Origin of the sequence: Desertivirga arenae (assembly GCF_017355785.1) — a bacterium.
GTDB classification, from domain to species: domain Bacteria; phylum Bacteroidota; class Bacteroidia; order Sphingobacteriales; family Sphingobacteriaceae; genus Desertivirga; species Desertivirga arenae.
The window spans coordinates 489760-510187 of the sequence record NZ_JAFEWE010000004.1 but is presented as its reverse complement, the minus strand read 5'-3'; the positions used below and the strand labels follow the sequence as shown (position 1 = coordinate 510187).

General features: G+C 39.5%; 18 protein-coding genes and 2 tRNA genes. 4 read left to right on the top strand and 16 right to left on the bottom strand.

Annotated elements, in window-relative coordinates; genetic code table 11:
* Positions 1 to 279: 279 nt before the first annotated feature.
* The 5 genes from J4N24_RS11995 to J4N24_RS11975 all read right to left on the bottom strand — a co-directional run bounded on the left by J4N24_RS11995 (position 280) and on the right by J4N24_RS11975 (position 3572).
* A tRNA-Val gene (locus J4N24_RS11995) sits at positions 280 to 354 on the bottom strand.
* A 57-nt stretch (positions 355 to 411) separates the two neighbouring features.
* Positions 412 to 486, bottom strand: a tRNA-Val gene (locus J4N24_RS11990).
* 107 nt (positions 487 to 593) lie between these two features.
* Entirely contained in the window at positions 594 to 1106 is a 513-nt protein-coding gene (locus tag J4N24_RS11985) for a glutathione peroxidase (RefSeq protein ID WP_207533917.1), read from the bottom strand.
* Positions 1107 to 1244: 138 nt separating this feature from the next.
* A complete protein-coding gene (locus J4N24_RS11980) occupies positions 1245 to 2885 on the bottom strand; it encodes an NAD+ synthase (RefSeq protein WP_207533916.1) in 1641 nt (546 codons plus the stop codon).
* 24 nt (positions 2886 to 2909) lie between these two features.
* A complete protein-coding gene (locus J4N24_RS11975) occupies positions 2910 to 3572 on the bottom strand; it encodes a porin family protein (RefSeq protein ID WP_207533915.1) in 663 nt (220 codons plus the stop codon).
* 113 nt (positions 3573 to 3685) lie between these two features.
* On the opposite strand from J4N24_RS11975, the gene gldB reads away from it, so the two are divergent.
* Positions 3686 to 4714 carry a gliding motility lipoprotein GldB gene (gene gldB, locus J4N24_RS11970; protein ID WP_207533914.1) on the top strand — a complete coding sequence of 343 codons (1029 nt, stop codon included), beginning with the start codon at positions 3686 to 3688 and terminating at the stop codon, positions 4712 to 4714.
* Between the two features lie 27 nt (positions 4715 to 4741).
* Here gldB and J4N24_RS11965 read toward each other — a convergent pair whose 3' ends face one another.
* The 10 genes from J4N24_RS11965 to J4N24_RS11920 form a co-directional block, all read right to left on the bottom strand.
* The gene (locus tag J4N24_RS11965; protein ID WP_207533913.1) at positions 4742 to 4939 is read right to left on the bottom strand and encodes a hypothetical protein; all 198 of its coding nucleotides are present in this window, start codon (positions 4937 to 4939) and stop codon (positions 4742 to 4744) included.
* A 99-nt stretch (positions 4940 to 5038) separates the two neighbouring features.
* Entirely contained in the window at positions 5039 to 6034 is a 996-nt protein-coding gene (locus J4N24_RS11960) for an aldo/keto reductase (protein ID WP_207533912.1), read from the bottom strand.
* Positions 6035 to 6257: 223 nt separating this feature from the next.
* Entirely contained in the window at positions 6258 to 7142 is an 885-nt protein-coding gene (gene atpG / locus J4N24_RS11955; protein ID WP_207533911.1) for an ATP synthase F1 subunit gamma, read from the bottom strand.
* Between the two features lie 111 nt (positions 7143 to 7253).
* Positions 7254 to 8828, bottom strand: coding sequence for a F0F1 ATP synthase subunit alpha (gene atpA / locus J4N24_RS11950; RefSeq protein ID WP_207533910.1), 1575 nt, complete (start codon positions 8826 to 8828; stop codon positions 7254 to 7256).
* Between the two features lie 100 nt (positions 8829 to 8928).
* Positions 8929 to 9474 (bottom strand): ATP synthase F1 subunit delta, encoded by a 546-nt coding sequence (gene atpH, locus J4N24_RS11945; RefSeq protein WP_207533909.1) that lies wholly within the window; start codon positions 9472 to 9474, stop codon positions 8929 to 8931.
* A 50-nt stretch (positions 9475 to 9524) separates the two neighbouring features.
* Entirely contained in the window at positions 9525 to 10034 is a 510-nt protein-coding gene (locus J4N24_RS11940; RefSeq protein WP_207533908.1) for a F0F1 ATP synthase subunit B, read from the bottom strand.
* A gap of 105 nt (positions 10035 to 10139) precedes the next feature.
* Positions 10140 to 10352, bottom strand: a complete 213-nt coding sequence (gene atpE, locus J4N24_RS11935; RefSeq protein ID WP_207422113.1) for an ATP synthase F0 subunit C — start codon at positions 10350 to 10352, stop codon at positions 10140 to 10142.
* A 39-nt stretch (positions 10353 to 10391) separates the two neighbouring features.
* On the bottom strand, positions 10392 to 11537 hold the full coding sequence (atpB, locus tag J4N24_RS11930; RefSeq protein ID WP_207533907.1) for a F0F1 ATP synthase subunit A: 1146 nt from the start codon (positions 11535 to 11537) through the stop codon (positions 10392 to 10394).
* Between the two features lie 14 nt (positions 11538 to 11551).
* Positions 11552 to 11893 (bottom strand): hypothetical protein, encoded by a 342-nt coding sequence (locus J4N24_RS11925; protein ID WP_207533906.1) that lies wholly within the window; start codon positions 11891 to 11893, stop codon positions 11552 to 11554.
* Positions 11894 to 11937: 44 nt separating this feature from the next.
* Positions 11938 to 12186 (bottom strand): AtpZ/AtpI family protein, encoded by a 249-nt coding sequence (locus J4N24_RS11920; protein ID WP_207533905.1) that lies wholly within the window; start codon positions 12184 to 12186, stop codon positions 11938 to 11940.
* A gap of 220 nt (positions 12187 to 12406) precedes the next feature.
* Between J4N24_RS11920 and porW the strand changes: the two genes are divergently transcribed.
* The 3 genes from porW to uvrC are packed head-to-tail and all read left to right on the top strand — an operon-like array spanning position 12407 to position 19381.
* Complete coding sequence (porW, locus tag J4N24_RS11915; protein ID WP_207533904.1) at positions 12407 to 15238, top strand: type IX secretion system periplasmic lipoprotein PorW/SprE; 2832 nt, start codon at positions 12407 to 12409, stop codon at positions 15236 to 15238.
* A 1-nt stretch (position 15239) separates the two neighbouring features.
* On the top strand, positions 15240 to 17501 hold the full coding sequence (locus J4N24_RS11910; RefSeq protein WP_207533903.1) for a transglycosylase domain-containing protein: 2262 nt from the start codon (positions 15240 to 15242) through the stop codon (positions 17499 to 17501).
* Positions 17502 to 17557: 56 nt separating this feature from the next.
* Positions 17558 to 19381 carry an excinuclease ABC subunit UvrC gene (gene uvrC / locus J4N24_RS11905; RefSeq protein ID WP_207533902.1) on the top strand — a complete coding sequence of 608 codons (1824 nt, stop codon included), beginning with the start codon at positions 17558 to 17560 and terminating at the stop codon, positions 19379 to 19381.
* A 31-nt stretch (positions 19382 to 19412) separates the two neighbouring features.
* Here the strand turns inward: uvrC and porN are convergent, their stop codons facing one another.
* Entirely contained in the window at positions 19413 to 20417 is a 1005-nt protein-coding gene (gene porN / locus J4N24_RS11900) for a type IX secretion system ring subunit PorN/GldN (protein ID WP_207533901.1), read from the bottom strand.
* Positions 20418 to 20428 lie beyond the last annotated feature (11 nt).

The following is a 20428-nucleotide window of genomic DNA, read 5'->3' as shown; positions in this document are numbered from 1 at the left end:
TTCTCCTCTAAATGAATTTCAAGTCCTGACTCTTTCTGTAGGACCTGCTTTAATTCAAAGAAATCTAATAATCCTTTAGGTAATAGAAGGGTAGCTAATTGTAAGTATGGATCTTGCAAGAGAGTACTATTTATGTTTTTACTACTTGCAAAAAAACACTTTTTATTTATTCCCCCCAAGAATTCCGCTTGATCCTTGATCCCTTATAAAAAGACTTGTGTTTTTTCATAATGCCAGAACACTATAAAATGAAAAAAGCCGCATCTCTGCAGCTTTTCGTGGGAGATACTGGGTTCGAACCAGTGACCCCCTGCTTGTAAGGCAGGTGCTCTGAACCAGCTGAGCTAATCTCCCTTCGGGTATGATGTCTTAGAAAGAAAAACCCTTCAATCGCTGAAGGGCTAATTTCGGTGGGAGATACTGGGTTCGAACCAGTGACCCCCTGCTTGTAAGGCAGGTGCTCTGAACCAGCTGAGCTAATCTCCCTTATGAATCCGTAATAGTAGATTTACTATCCCGTTTTCATGCTGCAAATATAGAGTCATAAATTAGTTATCCAAAATTAATTTTAAAATAATCTACAACCCGCTTTTTTACAGATATTTAGTTAATTCCGGAGATGTTGGCTTAACATTAGACCGGAATCTATGGATCAATTTGCCGTTCTCATCGATCAGGAATTTCTCAAAATTCCATTTGATATCACCCGTGAAATCAGGATTTTCAACAGAAGTCAGATATTTGAATAGAGCGTCAATATCATCTCCTTTCACACTTACCTTCTCTGCTAAAGGAAAGGTAACTCCGTAGTTCTTTTGACAAAACTCCTTAATCATAGGATTTGACCCAGGCTCCTGGCCCCCAAAGTTGTTTGCAGGAAAGCCGATCACTACTAATTTACCTTTGTACTGTTGCGACAATTTCTCCAACTCTGCATATTGAGGAGTGTAGCCACATTTAGAAGCTGTGTTAACGATTAATACCTTTTTTCCTTTGAAGCTTTTCAGGTTCAAGTTCTTGCCATCAATGGTCTTAATCTTAAAATCGTAAACTGACTTCAATGGCGCCGCAACCAAAGTAAGCATTAGTACTAAGAGAAATTTCATAGCTTTTTTCTTTCAAAGTTAGCATAAAAAAGCCCCACTCTAGGCGAGGCTTACTTGGTAAACAAAAATTTACAACAAACAGATTTAAAAATTCTTACTTCTCCCCTCGGGAAGTCGTTAGAAAAACATCGGTTAATATCAGGAGAGATACTTTCCGACAATTGGCATTCTTCTACCCATCCCGAAAGCCTTAGGAGACACCCGCAATATCGGCGGTGTCTGGTATCGCTTAAACTCCGCCTTATTTACCATTTTTATTACGCGCTTAACCAATTCTTCATCAAATCCAGCAGCAATAATATCTCTTGAGCTTTTCTTTAACTCAATGTATTGATAAAGCAGCTTATCCAGCACATCATAGTCTGGCAGTGAATCACTATCTTTCTGGTCTGGGCGAAGCTCCGCTGACGGCGGTTTCACAATACTATTTTCGGGAATAATCTCACGCTCTCTATTGATGAATCGGGCAAGTTCATAAACCTGCGTTTTATAAACATCACCTAAAACCGAGATTGCTCCTGCCATATCCCCGTACAAAGTACCATATCCCACGGCCGACTCACTTTTATTAGAAGTATTAAGGAGCACATATCCGAACTTGTTAGAAAAAGCCATCACAATTACTGCCCGACTTCGAGCCTGTATATTCTCCTCTGCAACGTTAAATGGTAAACCTCTGAAAGAGGGCTCAAGCACCTGCTCAAAAGCATCTGTGATTTCCTTTATCGCAACCACCTCATGTTTACAACCCAATGCCTCCACCAAATCCAACGCGTCCTTTATAGAATGATCTGTGGAGTATTTTGATGGCATCAGCACAGCTAAAACATTTTCCGCACCCAATGCTTCCGCTGCTAAGGCACATACTACAGCAGAGTCAATACCACCCGAAAGACCTAAAACTGCTTTATCAAATCCTGACTTATAGAAATAATCTCTAATACCAAGAATAAGAGCATCGTAGATTTGTTTTACGTCAGGCGAAGGGCTATAGTCAATAGGAGCCAATCCCTTAATTTCTTTGTCTTCGAATTCGTAAATCTTAAGATCTTCCCTGAAGTAAGCCAACTGATCCAACATCTCACCCGCTTCATTAAATACAAAAGATCCTCCATCAAAAACAATCTCCGTTTGAGCTCCTACCTGGTTCACATATAATAAGGGCAGCTGATACTTTTTTGAATTATCACTAAGTACTTTAAACCTGTTATCATCGTGATTATAAGAAAAAGGAGAAGCTGCAATATTGATCATCAAATCAGGCTTCTCTTTTATCAGTTCTTCCATAGGAGAAGAAATGTAAAGTGGATTATCATTAATGTTCCAGAGATCTTCGCATATGGTCAAAGCTATTTTAACACCTCTATAATCTACACACCTGAACTCAATATTAGGTTCAAAATAGCGATATTCGTCAAAAACATCGTAAGTGGGCAGCAACGCTTTATTTATAACTTGCTTAACTTCCCCGTCAACAATAAAATAAGCGGAATTGAATAGATCCTTTCCTTGAATTCTAGGATTTTTTGTAGGAGCACCAATAATACAAGCTGTTCCTTTTGTTGCTGAAGCTATTTGAGCAATACTATTTTCGCATAGCTCAATAAATTCTGTAAATTCTAAAAAATCTCGCGGAGGATATCCACAAATAGCAAGTTCTGCAAAAACTACCAATTCTGCACCTTGGGCTTTCGCCTCTTCAATGGCTTTGATAATCTTAGCCGTATTGGACTCGAAATTTCCGATATGGTAGTTTAACTGAGCGAGGGCTATCTTCATAATCTCTTGTTATATTATATCTAATTAGAACAAAACTCCCAGGGTTAAGGCCAGGTAGGAGTTGCGAATTGAAGGCTTCTTCGATAAAATATCTGTAAAACCATTATTAAACGTAACACCAGTAATAAACTTTGAGTTTTCATTATAATCCCATTGCACACCCGCTCCTGCTACTAATCCTAAGCGAACTTTGTTATCATTATCAACACTCTGATTTTTTAAATCATCAGTCACCACCGTAGCCGTCCTTGTTTTCACATCACTTTTAGCTTTAATATTAAAACCGGTGCTCAAACCGAACTGTCCGTAAAAACTTCTTTCAGCAACAGAATTAGTTTTTAACTTAATGGTCAATGGGACCTCTATGTATTGGATGTCGAAGGATCGTGTGGCGGCCGTAGATCCTTCTGTAAATCCGCCGTTCTCTTCAGTTTTTGCATTAATACTTGTTATAGCAAATCCTGTAGAAAAAAAGTAATTACGTGCAAAACCAAAGTCTCCTATCAGGCCATAAGAAAACCCAATCTTACTGGATTTTGATGCATACGTTGAAGGTGCATCATTGAATCTTGCCCAACCAATATTAGGACTTGCTGTAAAGCCCAACTGAAAATTTTTCTCTGTATCCTGGGCTTTAATAACCAGTGGCAATAGCAAGACAAGGAGAGTTAATAATTTATTTTTCATTCTATTTTTCAATATACTTTTAACCATAGTACTAGAACTTTCCCAGATAAATTAAATTATCTGCTGCAAACATAGCTTTTGTTATTTTCGTTCACTAAATTAAATTACAGGAAATGGTAAGAGTAATTCAAATCTGCTTGTTTTTTATCGCTGGCCTTTTTTTAATTTCGGCCTGTAAAAACGAAAGAAAAGTTGATGTTTCAGCTATTAAACTTGACATAAAAGTAGAACGATTTGATAAAGACTTTGCTTCGATTTCCCCGCGCAACCTGGCCACACAAATTCCCCTACTGCAGGAACGTTATGACCCTTTTTTTTCTGATTATATGCAGAACATGCTTAGTGTTGGTAACACGGCAGACACTAATTATTATTCAAACTTACGCACTGTTATTAACAACCCAGATTATAATGCTTTAAAGGCTGAAGTCCTGAAAACATTTCCGGATTTGGGGGATACAGAAAAAAAGCTTACCCAAGCTTTTAAACATGTTAAATATTATTATCCTGAAAAGAAAATTCCAAAGTTTATTAGTTTTCTCTCTGGCTTTGCGGTTCAAGTTCCTATCGGAAATAACTATGTTGGTATTGGTCTTGATATGTTCCTTGGTGCAGACTCAAAATTTTATCCTGCTTTAAGACAAAGTATACCACTCTACATTTCTAGAAAATTCACACCTGAAAATATTACCCCCCGCGTTATGGAAACGTATACACGCGAAGAGTTGTTTCCTGAACCTGACAATCTAAAAACCTTTTTAGACCGGATGATCTACAATGGAAAAATACTTTACTTTATGGATGCTACCATGCCGGAGATCGCTGACTCAAGTAAAATTGGGTATACCTCTGCTCAGATGGAATGGTGCAAGGGATATGAAGCAGGGATATGGGGATTTTTTCTGGAGAATAACTTGTTATACGAGACAGACTACATGAAAATCCAGAAGTATTTAACTGAAGCCCCCTTTACTCCTGGAATTGGAGAGAAAAATGATTCTGCACCGAAGTTGGGAATATTCTCTGGGTGGCAAGTTGTAAAGAATTATATGGATGAGAACAAGGAGGTAACTTTACAGGAGTTGATGGCGGACACAGACTATCAGAAGATCTTAACAAGATCGCGGTATAAGCCAAAGTAGAGGCCTGCTAACAGGCCTTTACTTATTTTATTTCAAGATTTTATTGACTGCACTAAGACAGATAACTACTCCAATAACTAGTATTATATTCGAAATAATATCGATAAATCTGATAGTACCTATAAAGCGAATTAATACACCCGCCATTGTTACAATAATACCCAAAGCAAGTGTAGAGTAATAGCTTGGGTTGTTTGCGTTATTTGTTTCTTTAATATCTGCCATTTTTATCTCTTAGTTGACGCGAAATTACAAAACAGAATCTAATATGTGAAAAATAAAAGCCCCTTTATGTGAACCTGTTGAAATTCCCGGGCTATTAAATTAGATAGCTAATTCAAGGTCAGCCAGGGCCGTAGTAATAAGACTATACTCCTCCTGAGAAAGCGAAAAACTCATCGTCTTAGCATTCTCAACTGCCTGAACCGCGTTCCTTGCTCCAACCAGCGCCACTGTAATTCCTGGTCTCTCCACCGTCCATCGTAATACCAGTTGCCCAAGTGTTACTCCCTTGTCGTCAGCAAGCGGCTGGATCTTATCAAGGAAGATATTTATTCTCTTAATGTTCTCATCTTGGAAGAATTTGTGACTAGCCCTATGATCACCTTCGGAAAACTGGTGCCCTGGCTTGATTTTACCAGTTAACAATCCCCTTTCCAAAGGGCTATAAGCTAAAATAGACTTGTTGTTAGCCAGGCAATAGGGCAACACAACTTCCTCTATTTTACGATTTACCATACTATAAGGAATTTGATTAGAAACGATGTTAAGAACACTATTTGCCAATTTCAATTGTTCGTCGCTATAGTTGCAGACACCTGCATACCTAACTTTTCCTTGTTGAATTAAAGTAGAAATAGCTTCCATTGTCTCCTCAATAGGAGTTGTCGGATCTGGCCAGTGAATTTGATAAAGATCTATATAATCAGTACCTAAAAGTTTTAAACTTGTTTCACATTCTTTAATAATATGATCCTTACCAGCGTACCTATAAATATCGATATCTTGCCCCTGGTTGTTCTTGCTTTTGAAATAAAACTCACCAATAGGTGCATCCCATCTTAAACCATATTTAGTAAGTATCTGCACGCGATCCCGCGGCAGTCCTTTTATTGCCTCACCAACGATTTCTTCACTTAGCCCCTGTCCATAAACTGGTGCTGTATCAATAGAAGTAACTCCCTCGGTGAAAGCCGAACGAATAGCTTCAATTGCCTCAGCCTTTTCTGTTCCTCCCCACATCCATCCCCCTGCTGCCCAGGAGCCGAACGTTATTGCCGATAGCTCTAAATCAGAATTGCTAATTTTCCTATGTTGCATACTCATATTTTTGGTTGAACATGAACAACAATATTAAGTTTAAAAAATAAATATCTTAAAGGATGCGATAAGATATTTCCCATCCATTAAAACTTTTGGAAGCTGAACTCCTACATATAGGATAAAAGTTCTTCGAGGCTCCTTTTGGAGAGTTGAGCAGACATACTCACACAAAAAAAGCCCCTGCATTCGCAAGGGCTCCTAACACCGTAAAAATTTTGTTTTATCCGTTAGATAATGCTGCAGCACCACTTACTATCTCAGTAAGTTCGGTAGTAATAGCAGCCTGACGAGCTTGGTTATAAGAAAGCTTTAAGCTTCTTAATAATTCCCCTGCGTTATCAGTTGCTTTGTCCATAGCTGTCATCCGCGCGCCATGTTCAGAGGCATGAGAATCCAAAATAGCCTTATAAAGCTGAATCTTGATAGATTTGGGAATAAGCTGATTAACAATTTCCTCCTGAGAAGGCTCCAGAATGTAATCAACGTTATTGGAAGATTTCTTCACTTCCTGTTGTGCTTTAGGTATTGGAAGAAGCTGCTCAGTAATTAACTCTTGTACAGCAGCATTTCTGAAGTGATTATAGATCACCTCTACTCTGTCAAAATCTCCTTCTACAAAGCCTTTCATAATTGCTTCAGTAATTTTTGAAGCATTTTCGAAAGTTAAATTGCTATATAATTCATTATTGTTTCCAATAATATTGTATTTACGCTTCTCGTAGAAGTCCTGAACTTTTTTTCCAACAGCAATTATGCTTAAGTTACCCTTTCTGTATTGATCAGCGTATTTGCTTGAAATAAGCTGATTAGCAGTTTTGATAACATTGGCATTGAAAGCTCCCGCTAAACCACGATTTGAAGATACAACTACAATAAGAACTTTATTAGGTTCGCGTTCCTGTATATAAGGAGACGAAGCTGCTTCAAGATTTGCAGAAAGATTTGCCAGAATATCCTTCAACTTATTAGCATAAGGACGTAACTGAACAATTGCATTTGTAGCTCTCTTCAACTTAGCAGCCGACACCATTTTCATAGCTTTGGTGATCTGTTGAGTTGAACTGACCGATACAATCCTGTTTCTTACTTCTTTTAAATTAGCCATTGTTTTTTGAGATGCGAAACGTGTAAAATGAGTCGCCTTTTTGACTTATAAAGTGATAAATTTGAGGAGCCGAATTTCCTATTTTCAAACTCCTCAAATCTCATGTCTATCTTAGTATCTTGCTGAAAGCTCTTTCGCTACAGTTTCAAGAACTCCTGTAATTTGATCATCAAACTTACCAGCTTTTAAAGCTTTCAAAGTTTCTGGATGGCGAAGTTCTAATTGTTGAGTATATTCAGCTTCGAACTCTTTCACTCTATTTACAGGCACAGAACGTAACAAACCTTTGATACCACAATAGATGATTGCAATTTGTTTCTCAACAGTGACAGGTGAAAACTGACCTTGCTTAAGGATCTCCACGTTACGAGCACCTTTGTCAAGAACAAGCTTTGTAGCAGCGTCAAGATCTGAACCGAATTTAGAGAAAGCCTCTAACTCACGGTATTGGGCCTGATCCAGCTTCAATGTACCAGCTACTTTCTTCATCGACTTAATCTGGGCGTTACCACCTACACGAGATACAGAGATACCTACGTTGATCGCTGGACGAACACCGGCGTTGAACAAGTTAGACTCAAGGAAGATCTGACCGTCAGTGATCGAAATTACGTTAGTCGGAATATACGCAGAAACATCACCTGCCTGAGTTTCGATAATAGGAAGTGCTGTTAATGAACCGCCTCCTTTTACCAAATGTTTAATAGAATCAGGAAGGTCGTTCATATTACGGGCAATCTCGTCAGACGCATTGATCTTTGCAGCACGCTCCAATAAACGACTGTGAAGATAGAATACATCTCCAGGATATGCTTCACGTCCAGGAGGACGTTTTAATAATAGGGAAACCTCACGGTAAGCAACAGCCTGTTTAGATAAATCATCATAGATGATTAAAGCAGGACGTCCTGTGTCACGGAAGAATTCACCGATAGCAGCACCAGAGAATGGAGCAAAGAACTGCATTGGAGCAGGATCTGCTGCAGAAGCCGAAACAACTACCGTGTATGGCATAGCGCCATTTTCTTCAAGTGTACGCACGATTTGAGCTACGGTAGAGTTTTTCTGGCCAATAGCAACATATATACAAAATACTGGCTGCCCAGCTTCGTAAAATTCTTTTTGGTTGATGATCGTATCAATACAAACGGCAGTTTTACCGGTTTGACGGTCTCCAATCACAAGCTCACGTTGACCACGACCAATTGGAATCATTGCGTCGATAGCTTTGATACCAGTTTGAAGAGGTTCAGTTACAGGCTGACGGTAGATAACACCAGGAGCTTTGCGCTCGATTGGCATCTCGTATAGTTCTCCCGCTAATGCACCTTTTCCATCGATGGGCTGACCTAATGTGTTAACCACGCGGCCAAGCATACCGTCACCCACTTTAATTGAACCAATACGGTTAGTACGTTTAATAGTATCACCTTCCTTAATTCCGGAATACTCTCCCAGCAATACGACTCCCACGTTATCTTCTTCAAGGTTCAATACGATACCTTGTAAGCCGTTTTCAAATTCAACCAATTCTCCTGATTGAACTTTAGTGAGACCGTAAACACGGGCAATACCATCGCCCACTTGTAGAACAGTTCCCACCTCCTCAAGCTCGGCCTCTGATTTAAATCCCGACAATTGCTGGCGCAGAATAGCCGAAACTTCGTCTGGTCTTACCTCTACCATAGTTTTATTTATAAATTTTAATTTTTAAATCTTGAATACTTTTCTCAATAATAAAATGATCAGGGTCATAACCCGATCAAAACAACTTCCCAGCTGCTACTTAGATCTTACGACCGAATTCTTTCTTAAGCTGATTTAACCGGCTTGAGATCGTTGTATCGATCTGCCTGTCGCCAACTTTAAGAACGAAACCACCAATAAGATCAGGATTGATCTTTGTCTCTAACTCTACAGCCCCACCGTTAGGTAATGATTGCTGAACAACCTGAGTTATTTCCGCTTTAACAGCTTCGGATAAAGGACTTGCCGAGGTAACAGTAGCCCTTACAGTTCCTTTAATTCTGTTATATTCGTTTATAAATTCCTTTGCAGTCGGGAATAAAACGGACGAACGTCCTTTACTAACTACGATTTTAAAGAACGATAATACTACAGGATTGAACCCGCTGAATAATTCGTTTAGAATACCTAACTTCTTATCAGTATTGATAATAGGATTCCTAAGAATCGCCTGTAGCTGACTACTAGAACTAACCACAGAGATAAATGTATTAATATCGAGTTTAATCAGTTCTAATGAATTCTGCTCCTTTGCAAGGTCTATTAAAGATTTCGCGTATCTGGAGGCTACTTGAATTTCAGACATAATTTTATCTTAAATTAGAATATCATAGAATGATACTCCTGCTTTCGCGATTAGTTTAATTTAACCTCTTTTAATAAGTCAGAAACCAAGGCTTCCTGTTTGCTTTGATCGGCAAACTCGCTGCGAAGGATCTTCTCTGCAATCTCAATAGACAAGGATGAAACCTGGTTTTTCACCTCTGCTAATGCAGCAGCCTTTTGACCTTCTATTTCAATTCTTGCCTTTTCAATCATTTTTGCGCCTTCGGCTTGTGCAGTAGCACGAGATTCAGCAATCATTTTTTCTCTTAGTTCTTTGGCTTCCTTAAGAATCAAGTCGCGTTCAGCGCGCGCTTCTTTTAATAAAGACTCGTTCTCACTTGTTAATCTAGCCATTTCTGCTTTTGCATTCTCAGCTGCTTGTAAAGCCGATTCAATGTGGCGCTCTCTCTCATGGATAGCTCCCAGAATTGGCTTCCAGGCTAGCGCTCTTAACAATACAAATAGTATCACAAAAGCAAGTGTTGACCAAACAACAAAACCAATGTGGTGATTTAATAAACCTTCGAATAATTTATCCATTGTTTTCTATCGAAATAAAGTTCTGACTTAGAGAATAAAGAGCCGTTCGCTAACCAACCGTTATCGAACGGCTCTAAAATTGAGTTCTTGCTTCAGAAAACGAAATTATCCGTTTCCTAATAGAGCAACTACCACACCGAATAGCGCAACACCCTCGATAAGAGCAGCAGCGATAATCATAGCAGTTTGAATTTTTGAAGCAGCTTCAGGCTGACGAGCAATACCTTCCATTGCTTTACCACCTAATTGGCCGATACCTAAACCAGCACCTAATACTGCCAAACCTGCGCCAATCGCAGCAATTGAACCACCTACCATAATTGATATATATTTATTTAATTAAAAAATGATTTCAGATTAGTGATGATGCTCATCTACAGCAGTTCCTATAAACAATGCAGTAAGCATTGTAAAAATGAACGCCTGAAGGAAGGCAACCAATAACTCAAGAACATCCATGAACAAAACGAAGGCAACAGATACCGGCGCCAAAGCAATTGATTTGAAAATAAAGATCAAGGCAATTAAGCTCAATACAATAATGTGACCAGCAGAAATATTCGCATACAAACGGATCATCAACGCGAATGGCTTAGAAATAACACCTATGATCTCTACAGGAATCATAATCGGGTATAACCACCAAGGAACATCAGGAAGAAGAATGTGCTTCCAGTAATATTTGTTACCATTTAAATTAACAACAACTAGTACTATAAACGACAGAACAAAGGTCATGAAGATATTTCCAGTTACGTTAGCACCTCCTGGAAAAAGTGGAATCAGACCAAGCAAGTTATTGATCCAGATAAAGAAGAACAACGTTAATAACAAAGGCATGAACTTGTTATACTTATAGCCGATGTTAGGACGGGCAATCTCATCTCTTACAAATAAAATAATTGGCTCGATAAACGACTGCAAACCCTTTGGAGCTTTTCCTTCTCTTTTCTTATAAGAAGATGATACAGATGAAAATATAATAATAAGCAAGGCTACCGAAATCCAGATCGCCAAAATATTTTTGGTAATGGAAAAATCATAAACTTTTGCAGAAGCCTCTTTATCAATAGCTCCACTAGCGTTTACTGCAAAGATCTTGTCTTCAATAAGCTTGTAAGTATAAAACTTTCCTTCGTACGCTTCTTCGCCGTGATGAAATGCAGAAGAGGAAAACGATTCAATCCCTTTATCTGTATATAATATAACAGGAAGACCAATTGAAGTATGACCCCAAAGATGCCATGTATGAGAATCAGCAATGTGTTCCATAATGACAGTAGTCGGATCAAACTTTTCGTCTGCACCGTGTGCGGCTTCATGACCTGCAGCTTCAGCGCCAGCTTCGTGCTCCGCAACGTTCAAGATTGTATCGGGTGCTTTTCCGAGTGATGTATCAGCCTGAGCTTTTACAGCAGTCTGATAGTTAACAAAAATTAAAAAAAGAGCAAAAACAGCACTAAATCTAATTTTTTTTGAGTTCAAAATGCGGCTTAAGGACATTTATTGCGAGTTTTTTATGTTTTGTTTTGGTCGCGCAAGTTACATAACAAGCCATAAACTTCAAAGGCAGTAAACAAGAAATATAAAGAAAAAAACTGAATTGCAAATGAAACGCCGTTTACGTTGATTTTCAGGAGGTAAGCTAATACAAACCCCATACTAAAGAGCATCTTAATAGTAATAGAGCCGATAATGGTAAATGTACCAGTTTCAGGTCCTTTTCGAATACCAATGAGGGATACGGAGTAGGCAATGAGCGTAATAAAAAATTGAAAACCAAAAATCACCCAGAATTTAGGAACAAGAACAGCAGTTTTTCCGCCAATATGCCCGACAGTATAAAAAACAACAGCCAAAACGACGGCTATTATTGAAAAAAATAGAGAAAAACGGAACAAACTCAAGGATTTAACTTCTTAATTGAACGAATCACCAGGTACAAGGAGCAAAAAACCCCTAGCAAACTCAAAAAAGCGGTCCATAAAGGTGTTTTTGCATTTCGACGTTCATCTATTTGATACCCTACGAAGGCAAAGACTCCAATGACGGCAAACATCTGAAATCCCATAGCCGAATATTTTGCATAGGCACTAAAATATTTCCGCTGTTTGCCCAGGCCCTTTTCTTCGTTAGTTTCATCTGTTTGCATAAGCCCGCTGAAATGTCTTCATCAAAAATAACAATTTAACGTACATTTAGTTGTCATTTAATTTCCATTCATACTTAAAACTATCCTTAAACGTACCCTTTTTATTATTTTTCAGTAATAAGAGTATTTGCGTAAATAGTATCTTTAACCACATCTGCTTAGGGATAATATTTTTCACAAAGCTTTGTTATTGTATTAGTTTAGTCAAACCTGAATAATTTTGAAATCTGTCTATTTATCTGTAGCCGTAATTCTTTCTTGGCTGCTTACGCTGAGCGGATGCAGCTCTTCCAGAGACACAACTGCAAGCCGGGGTATGCAAAATCTTACTTCAAGATATAATATCCTCCATAATGCCAATATTTTGCTTGAGGAGAGTGTCCGGAATATGGAGGCTGCTAACCAAGACGACTACAGTCAGCTTATATCGGTCTATAAAGAACCTGACGAAGCAGCAGCTCAGGCTATATCTTCAGATCTTGATTCGGTGATAGGGAAGGGTAAAAATATTGTTGAAGATAAATTGTACAGTCATTATGTAGATGATGCTTATTTTCTGATTGCAAAGGCCAATTATTATAAGGCCCGTTTTTTCTCCGCAGCTGAATTCTTCACCTATGTTTACAATAGCTACCCTGATGAAGCTGAGCTGAGGTTACAGGCCCTTACCTATCAGGCAAGGTCCCTTATTCAACTGGATAAACTGCAGGAAGCGAGAGAATCGTTAGATTCAGCCCTGAAACACATTGACGATTCAAAGAAAACAATGAAACATGGGGCTGACGTTTACGCAACAAGAGCTCAATACCTGATAAAAACAGGTAAAGAAGCAGAAGCAATCGGTATGCTGCAAAAAGCGTTGGATGCTAAAGGTGTTAAACGAAACAAATTACGTTGGACCTATGTATTGGCACAATTGCAGGACCGTAATCAGCAATACGCTGAAGCTTACAAGAACTATACTTCAATTGTAAAAAGCAATGCTCCTTTTAATATGGCATTCAACGCGGGCTTAAATCGCATCGCTATAGAGGACGCCAGGAGTGGTGAGCAAGTAGATAAAGTGGCCAGATTGAAATCGCTTCTTAAAGACGAAAAAAACAGAAATTTCATTGATCAGATCTACTATAGGATTGGCGATGTTTATTTAAGCAGAAATCAAACTAACGAAGCGATAAAAAACTATAATACCGCCATTCGGTTAAGTGCTGCTAATCAAAATCAAAAAGGCCTATCCTACCTCCGTATTGCTGATATTTACTTTAAGAATGGAGACTATGTAAGCGCTAAGAGTTATTACGATAGTACACTTACGGCACTTTCTCCCTCTTTTAAAGGTTATGATCTGATCCGTAGGAAGGCAAATAATCTGCAACTCCTTGCCAGTCGCTTCCGGATTATCGGGAGAGAGGATACGCTGCAGATCCTGGCCAGATTACCAGAAGGTGAAAGAGAGGCGCGGATTGGCGCACTTGTCAGGGAGCAGACTGAAAAGACCCAGTTCCTAAGTAATAATAATTCTGCTCCTGAAACCATGGTTGCCGCGTTGGATCGTCCGGAAATAGCAGGAACTGCTCAGGAAGGAAAGTTTTACTTTAATAATACCTCGGCGATAAGTCAAGGTTTAACTGATTTTAAAAGGCGTTGGGGGAACCGTTCATTAGAAGACAATTGGAGGCGTAGCAGTAAAACAGCTGCTGAACAAATTACAAGCGTTATGGGTGATCCCGACGCAAGCCCATCCAACTCTTCAAGTGCTGCCAACCCAGCCTCTGTTACTCCTGCAACACCTGAAGCAATAAGAAATTCATATGTCGGCAGTTTGCCTTTAACAGAACCGGCCTTGCAGCTGTCTAATCAACGTATTGCTGATGCATACTACGACATTGCGAGTTTCTATCGAGATGAACTTAAGGACAATGCAGAAGCCATAAAAACCTTCGAAGAGCTTCTTAAAAGGGTGCCTGAAAGCAATTATAAACTATCTATCTACTACAATTTGTATCGTCTCTATTCCGATAACAATCAACAGAAATCGGAGGAATACAAGAATCTGCTTCTTACCAAATACCCAGAATCTCCATTTGCAAAAGTTATTGCTGATCCTGACTATAGTAGAAAAACTTCAGAAAAAGAGTTTGCATTGAATGAAGCCTATAATAAGGTATATGCTTTATATTTAGAGAAGAAATATCAGGAAACGCAGTTAAATATTGCAAAAACTGAAGCTGAGTTCGGCAAAAGTGTTCTTTCGCCTCAGCTTTCATATTTGAATGCTTTAACTATTGGCCATCAACAAAGGTTACCAGAGTTTGAGCAAGCTCTAAAAAGCCTTGTTAACGCTTATCCTGACGATAAACTAATAACTCCTTTAGTTAAGCAACACTTATCCTATATAGATAACAACAGGATTTTGTTTGCTAAGCGGCCAACCGCCCTAACAGATTTTAATCCATTTGAGCCGGTAGTAATTGAACCATCTACGCAACAAGCAGCAGTTGTTTCAAATAACCCAGCACCTGTTAATGCTCCGGCAGCTACAACAATAAAGTCGGCCCCTGTAAAAGTAATTGAAGCGAAACCGATGACAGAGCCAGCGCCTGCGGTAAAAGAAAATTCAACAGCTCAACCATCAGCTAAACCTGTTGTAACGACACCTCCGGTAAAAGTTCTAAATGCAAAACCTTTATATGACTTACCCCTCGTTGCAGAATATTATTTTACCATTCACGTTACAGACCCTGCAGCAAATCTTAGCTCCTCTCGATTTGGGATTGGCCAATTCAACAGGTCTAACTTCTCAGATCAGCTCATAAAGCATCAGTTGAAGCTAGTGAACAACGAAGTTCAGTTGATCTTCGTTGGCCCTTTTGACAATCGAGACGCGGTAAAAGCTTATGAAAGAGGTATTCTGCCGCTGATTAAAGATATAATGAAGGTACCTGCTGAAAAATACAATACTTTTGTGATCACAAAAACCGAGTTGGAAAGACTTACCGACAACTCTAAGATTAATGCATATTTAGACTTTTATAAGAACAGCAGCAGATAAAATGCAAAAAAAGACAAACACTTTAGCCAAAGAAGATATAACGCGGTATACTATCACTTTTTGGAAGATAGTTATTGGTTGTATAGCTTTTGGTATCATTCTACTTTTCAGCGTTGGTTTGGGCTTATTCGGAGAACTTCCTTCATTTCGCGATCTTGAAAATCCCAAGAGCAATCTGGCATCGGAAGTAATTTCTGATGATGGTGTGGTTCTTGGAACTTATTTCGTGCAGAACAGATCAAACGTTCGTTACGACCAAATCTCACCTCACGTTATCAATGCCCTGATAGCAACAGAAGATATCCGCTTTTACAGTCATTCTGGTATCGACTTTAGAAGAACCTTCAGCATTCTCTTTTATAACCTTATTGGTAAAAAGCAAGGTGGCAGTACTATTACACAACAGCTTGCCTTGAATATGTTTCAGGAAGAAGGCCGGGCGCGAAATCCTTTTAAACGCTTCATTCAAAAGTTACAGGAATGGATCATTGCCATCAAGCTGGAACGAAACTATACGAAGGAAGAGATCATCACTATGTATTTGAACACAGTGGATTTTGGTTCTTACAACAGTTTTGGAATCAAGGCGGCAGCCAGAACATATTTTGATACAACTCAGGATAAGCTTAGCGCCGACCAGGCTGCTGTATTAGTAGGTATGCTGAAAGGAACATACATCTACTCTCCTATAAGAAACCCTGAGAACGCTCTGAAAAGAAGAAATACCGTCTTGGCGAACATGCATAAAGCGAATTTCTTAAGTGATGCTGAAACTGCAGAGCTTCAGGCCAAACCCTTGATCCTTAAATTGAATCCAACTTCGCATAACGAGGGCTTAGCTGCTTATTTCCGCGGTTTTTTAAAAAAAGACATCCAAAGGATATTTAGAGATCAAAAGATCACCAAAGCAGATGGAACTCCTTATGACCTGGACAGGGACGGTCTAAAAATCTATACTACCATCAATTCGAAAATGCAGCGTTATGCAGAAGAAGCACAACGTCAATACATAAAAGAGTTACAGGTACAGTTTGTTAAGCAATTTAAAGGCAGAAATCCTTTTAAGTTCGAGGAGGCGGACATGGTGATTGAACAAGCTGTGAAGCGCTCAGACCGGTACAGGGTACTAAAAGAAGAAAACCTGACAGAGGGCGAGATTTGGGAGAACTTTAGAAAACCAGTAAAAATGACGGTATTCAGCTGGAATAAAAAAGGATCGAAAGATACAACAATAAGTCCTTTAGATTCCATAAAGTACTATAAGCTCATCCTGCGTAACGCTGTGATGTCTATGGAATCAAGTGGCCAGAACGCCGGCTACATCCGGGCATGGGTAGGTGGTATTAATTACGAATACTTTAAATATGACCAGGTGAAGATGGGAGCGAGACAGGTAGGTTCAACCGCCAAACCATTCACTTATGCGGCAGCTATTAATGCTGGTTATTCTCCATGCTATAAGGAGCCTAATGAGCCCATTACTATTAACGGTTGGACTCCAAGGGCACATAAGCCAATTCCTGGCTATATCACGCTTAAAACAGCCTTGGCACATTCAGAAAATTGGGTAACGGCACGAGTAATGAACCATGTAGGGCCAACAGCAGTTTCTACCCTAACAAAAAAGATGGGAATAACCACTGATGTTCCCAATTTTGAATCTATATGCCTTGGCTCCTTTGATGCCACCCTATACGACATGGTAGGAGCTTACAGCGTTTTTGTAAATCATGGAATATGGAATGAACCTACTTATCTTCTCCGCATAGAAGATAAGAACGGAACTCTGATATATGAACAAAGCAGAAAAGTTGTTGAAGCTTTGAATCCGCAAACGGCATATGTAATGACAGATATGCTAAAAGCAGTTGTTCAACAAGGAACCGGATTGAGATTAAGAGGACCCAGATACAGAATTCTAAATCCAGTGGGAGGAAAAACAGGAACAACACAGAATAACTCGGATGGTTGGTTTATTGGTATTACCCCTCAGCTTGTTACCGGAGTTTGGACAGGAGCAGAAGATAGGGCAATTCACTTCCTTTCTATGAATCAGGGAGAAGGAGCAAACTCAGCTCTTCCTGTTTTCGCTTTGTATATGAAAAAAGTATATGCAGATCCTTCACTTCATTATTCGAAGGGTGACTTTGAACCACCTCCGGGAGGTTTAAACATCACTATAAATTGCGACGCTTATGCTCCGAAGCCAGCTGCAGACTCAACAGCAACCGCTGCACCACCAGCTGAAGATCCAAAACCATAAATTTAAAGGGACAGCCGAACAAAGCTGTCCCTTTACTTGTGTGAATGATAACGTGAATGGAAAAATTTAATCACCGCGAAGCTTTAAAACAAATTCCGCCTCGCCCGGGCGTCTACCAATATTGGGATGCTGCTGGCGAACTTATTTATATTGGAAAAGCTAAGAACCTAAAAAACAGGGTTTCTTCCTATTTCAACAAAGACAATTATAAGATCAATGCGAAAACGAAAGTTCTGGTAAGTAAGATTGCGAACATTACCTTCACTATCGTTGATACCGAAATTGATGCATGGCTATTAGAAAATAGCCTAATTAAAAAGCATCAGCCAAGGTATAATATTATGCTTAAAGATGACAAGACTTATCCATGGATTGTCATAAAGAACGAGCGGTTTCCAAGGATCTACTGGACACGGAGAATTGTTAAGGACGGCTCAAAATACCTTGGTCCGTATGCCTCAGTTAGCATGATGCATACCATACTTGACCTGGTTAAGGAAATTTATCCCTTACGCACCTGTAACCTTGATCTTTCACCAGCAAACGTCGCTGCTGGGAAATATAAAGTATGCCTTGAGTATCAGATCGGAAATTGCAAAGGTCCGTGCCAGGCTTTACAGTCGCCCGAAGACTACGATCAGGGGATAGAGGATATAAAGGATATCCTGAATGGAAAAACAGGACTCGTAATAAGGAAGGTAAAATCTGCTCTGGAAGCAGCTGTTGCTAGCCTGGATTTTGAACTTGCTCACCGGCTGAAGCGCCAGTACGATCTTCTGGAAAAGTATCAAAGCAAGTCTACCATTGTTAACTCATCTATATCTGACCTGGATGTATTCAGCATAGCGTCTGACGAAAAACACGCCTTTGTCAACTTCTTGAAGATCATGAATGGAACCGTTATTCAAACGCAAACGCTGGAAATGAAAAAGCGCCTCGATGAAACGGATGAAGAATTGCTTACTTTCGCTATCTCTGAATTTAGAAGCAGGTTCAACAGTCACTCGAAGGAAATTGTAGTTCCCTTTGAAATCGAAATTGATGATCCAGGTATTAAATTTACAGTACCCAAACTGGGTGAGAAGAAGAAACTCCTTGAGTTGTCTCAGAAGAACGTGACTTTTTTCAAGCGCGAGAAACTGGAACAGTACGAGAAGCTGAATCCTGAACATAGAACAGACCGTCTTCTTAATCTTATGATGAAAGATCTGCGTTTAAATCAGTTGCCTAAGCATATTGAATGCTTCGATAACTCTAATTTCCAGGGTAAATATCCAGTGTCAGCAATAGTTGTCTTTAAAGACGCAAAACCCTCGAAAAAAGATTACAGGCATTTTAATGTAAAGACAGTAGAAGGCCCGAATGACTTTGCAACGATGGAAGAGGCTGTATATCGACGTTATAAGCGAATGCTTGAGGAGGGGGATACTTTGCCTCAGTTAGTTGTTATTGATGGAGGCAAAGGACAGCTTTCAGCTGCCATGAAAAGCTTGAAATTATTGGGTATAGAGAATCAGCTAACAGTTATTGGTATAGCGAAGCGCCTGGAAGAGCTCTTTTACCCAGGTGATCAGTACCCACTTTACCTGGACAAAAAGTCGGAAACCCTGAAGATCATTCAGCAGTTACGCGATGAGGCGCACCGCTTTGGAATTACTTTCCATAGAGCCAAACGAAATAAAGGAACGTTAGTGACAGAACTGGACAGGATACCTGGTATCGGAAAAACTACTTCAGAGAAGCTTCTTAAACAATTTAAATCAGTAAAAAGAGTAAGAGAAGCCACCGAAGAAGAATTACTAACGGTTGTAAATAAAAAACAAGCAGAAGCTTTAAGAAACTATTTTGAGCTAAATAAAAAAGCCCCGGCAGAATCTTAATCTACCAGGGCTTATTCTTATCAGCACTTACTTAGTACGACCACAAATCGTGTTCATAATCCATAAGTTCCTTTTTAACTCTGTCTGATTCGTACAGTCGATCTATGCCTTGCGCATAATCTTTAATCCTTAAATCGTCTACGTTAGATTCTTTAACAATGTAGCTAGAGAATAAACGTTTCATAAACACATCGTCAAAGCTTAGTCCAGTTGCATCGTTCATTCGGCTTACAACTTCCTTAGTAACAAAGATCTGGCGAGCTTCAGGAAAATAGATCCAAAAAGCAGGTTGTTCACCAAGATCCTGTCCTGCCGCTTTAATCTTTACCATCGGAGCAATACCGACGATACGCGGTTCAAAGATAGATCGCTGTCTGTCGAAAACCCAGTCTTCCTTAATCTGGAATTTGGTAACGCTGTCAGGATTAAATTCTCCAGCCTGCATGTGACTTCCAATTTGTTCACCAGTCTTAGGATCCAGGTCAGGTATCACAACACTATCAGCAAACTTCGCCATTGCCTCTTCTGGCTTAAGGATATTACTAAATTCATCACCACCGCGATCCTCTTTAGTCGGAGTTGCACTGTAAGCTGTTAATTCTCCTGCCATTACAGCATTCATAATCACATCGATCAACCTTGCTTTTGGTGATGCATAAATTGCATTCATCTTCTCTCTTAAGTCAATTTCCCTCCAGATACGTTTTTTAAACATAACGTCTGATTCACGGAGATTGGCGTAAGGAGTAACGCTTGCTTTAAATATATTATCCTTTTTGTAATATCCGTCTAACGGCCTTTCTATCTGAACTTTAGAACTTGCCTTAGGAGCTGCACCCTGTTGTGCCGGCTCTGCTGCCAGTACACTGTTCTCTGTCGAGGCAACAGCACGTGTAGAAGCCTTAGCTTTAGACGCCGTTGAACGGGTCTTAGTAGTGGCAGGCTTCTTTTTAGAAGCAGTTCTAGGTTTAGCTTGTTGTGCGAAAACACCAACACTTATCATTACCGAGAGCAAAATCAAGCTTATCCTCTTCATAAAACTTCCTT

What these genes read in the sequence shown, in the direction of transcription:
- J4N24_RS11980 (WP_207533916.1), bottom strand. Translation starts at nt 2,885, where the DNA reads ATGAAGATAGCCCTCGCTCAGTTAAACTACCATATCGGAAATTTCGAG.
- atpE (WP_207422113.1), bottom strand. Translation starts at nt 10,352, where the DNA reads ATGGTAGGTGGTTCAATTGCTGCGATTGGCGCAGGTTTGGCAGTATTA.
- J4N24_RS11975 (WP_207533915.1), bottom strand. Translation starts at nt 3,572, where the DNA reads ATGAAAAATAAATTATTAACTCTCCTTGTCTTGCTATTGCCACTGGTT.
- porN (WP_207533901.1), bottom strand. Translation starts at nt 20,417, where the DNA reads ATGAAGAGGATAAGCTTGATTTTGCTCTCGGTAATGATAAGTGTTGGT.
- J4N24_RS11985 (WP_207533917.1), bottom strand. Translation starts at nt 1,106, where the DNA reads ATGAAATTTCTCTTAGTACTAATGCTTACTTTGGTTGCGGCGCCATTG.
- atpA (WP_207533910.1), bottom strand. Translation starts at nt 8,828, where the DNA reads ATGGTAGAGGTAAGACCAGACGAAGTTTCGGCTATTCTGCGCCAGCAA.
- atpG (WP_207533911.1), bottom strand. Translation starts at nt 7,142, where the DNA reads ATGGCTAATTTAAAAGAAGTAAGAAACAGGATTGTATCGGTCAGTTCA.
- atpH (WP_207533909.1), bottom strand. Translation starts at nt 9,474, where the DNA reads ATGTCTGAAATTCAAGTAGCCTCCAGATACGCGAAATCTTTAATAGAC.
- gldB (WP_207533914.1), top strand. Translation starts at nt 3,686, where the DNA reads ATGGTAAGAGTAATTCAAATCTGCTTGTTTTTTATCGCTGGCCTTTTT.
- atpB (WP_207533907.1), bottom strand. Translation starts at nt 11,537, where the DNA reads ATGTCCTTAAGCCGCATTTTGAACTCAAAAAAAATTAGATTTAGTGCT.
- J4N24_RS11960 (WP_207533912.1), bottom strand. Translation starts at nt 6,034, where the DNA reads ATGCAACATAGGAAAATTAGCAATTCTGATTTAGAGCTATCGGCAATA.
- J4N24_RS11920 (WP_207533905.1), bottom strand. Translation starts at nt 12,186, where the DNA reads ATGCAAACAGATGAAACTAACGAAGAAAAGGGCCTGGGCAAACAGCGG.
- J4N24_RS11910 (WP_207533903.1), top strand. Translation starts at nt 15,240, where the DNA reads ATGCAAAAAAAGACAAACACTTTAGCCAAAGAAGATATAACGCGGTAT.
- J4N24_RS11940 (WP_207533908.1), bottom strand. Translation starts at nt 10,034, where the DNA reads ATGGATAAATTATTCGAAGGTTTATTAAATCACCACATTGGTTTTGTT.
- J4N24_RS11965 (WP_207533913.1), bottom strand. Translation starts at nt 4,939, where the DNA reads ATGGCAGATATTAAAGAAACAAATAACGCAAACAACCCAAGCTATTAC.
- uvrC (WP_207533902.1), top strand. Translation starts at nt 17,558, where the DNA reads ATGGAAAAATTTAATCACCGCGAAGCTTTAAAACAAATTCCGCCTCGC.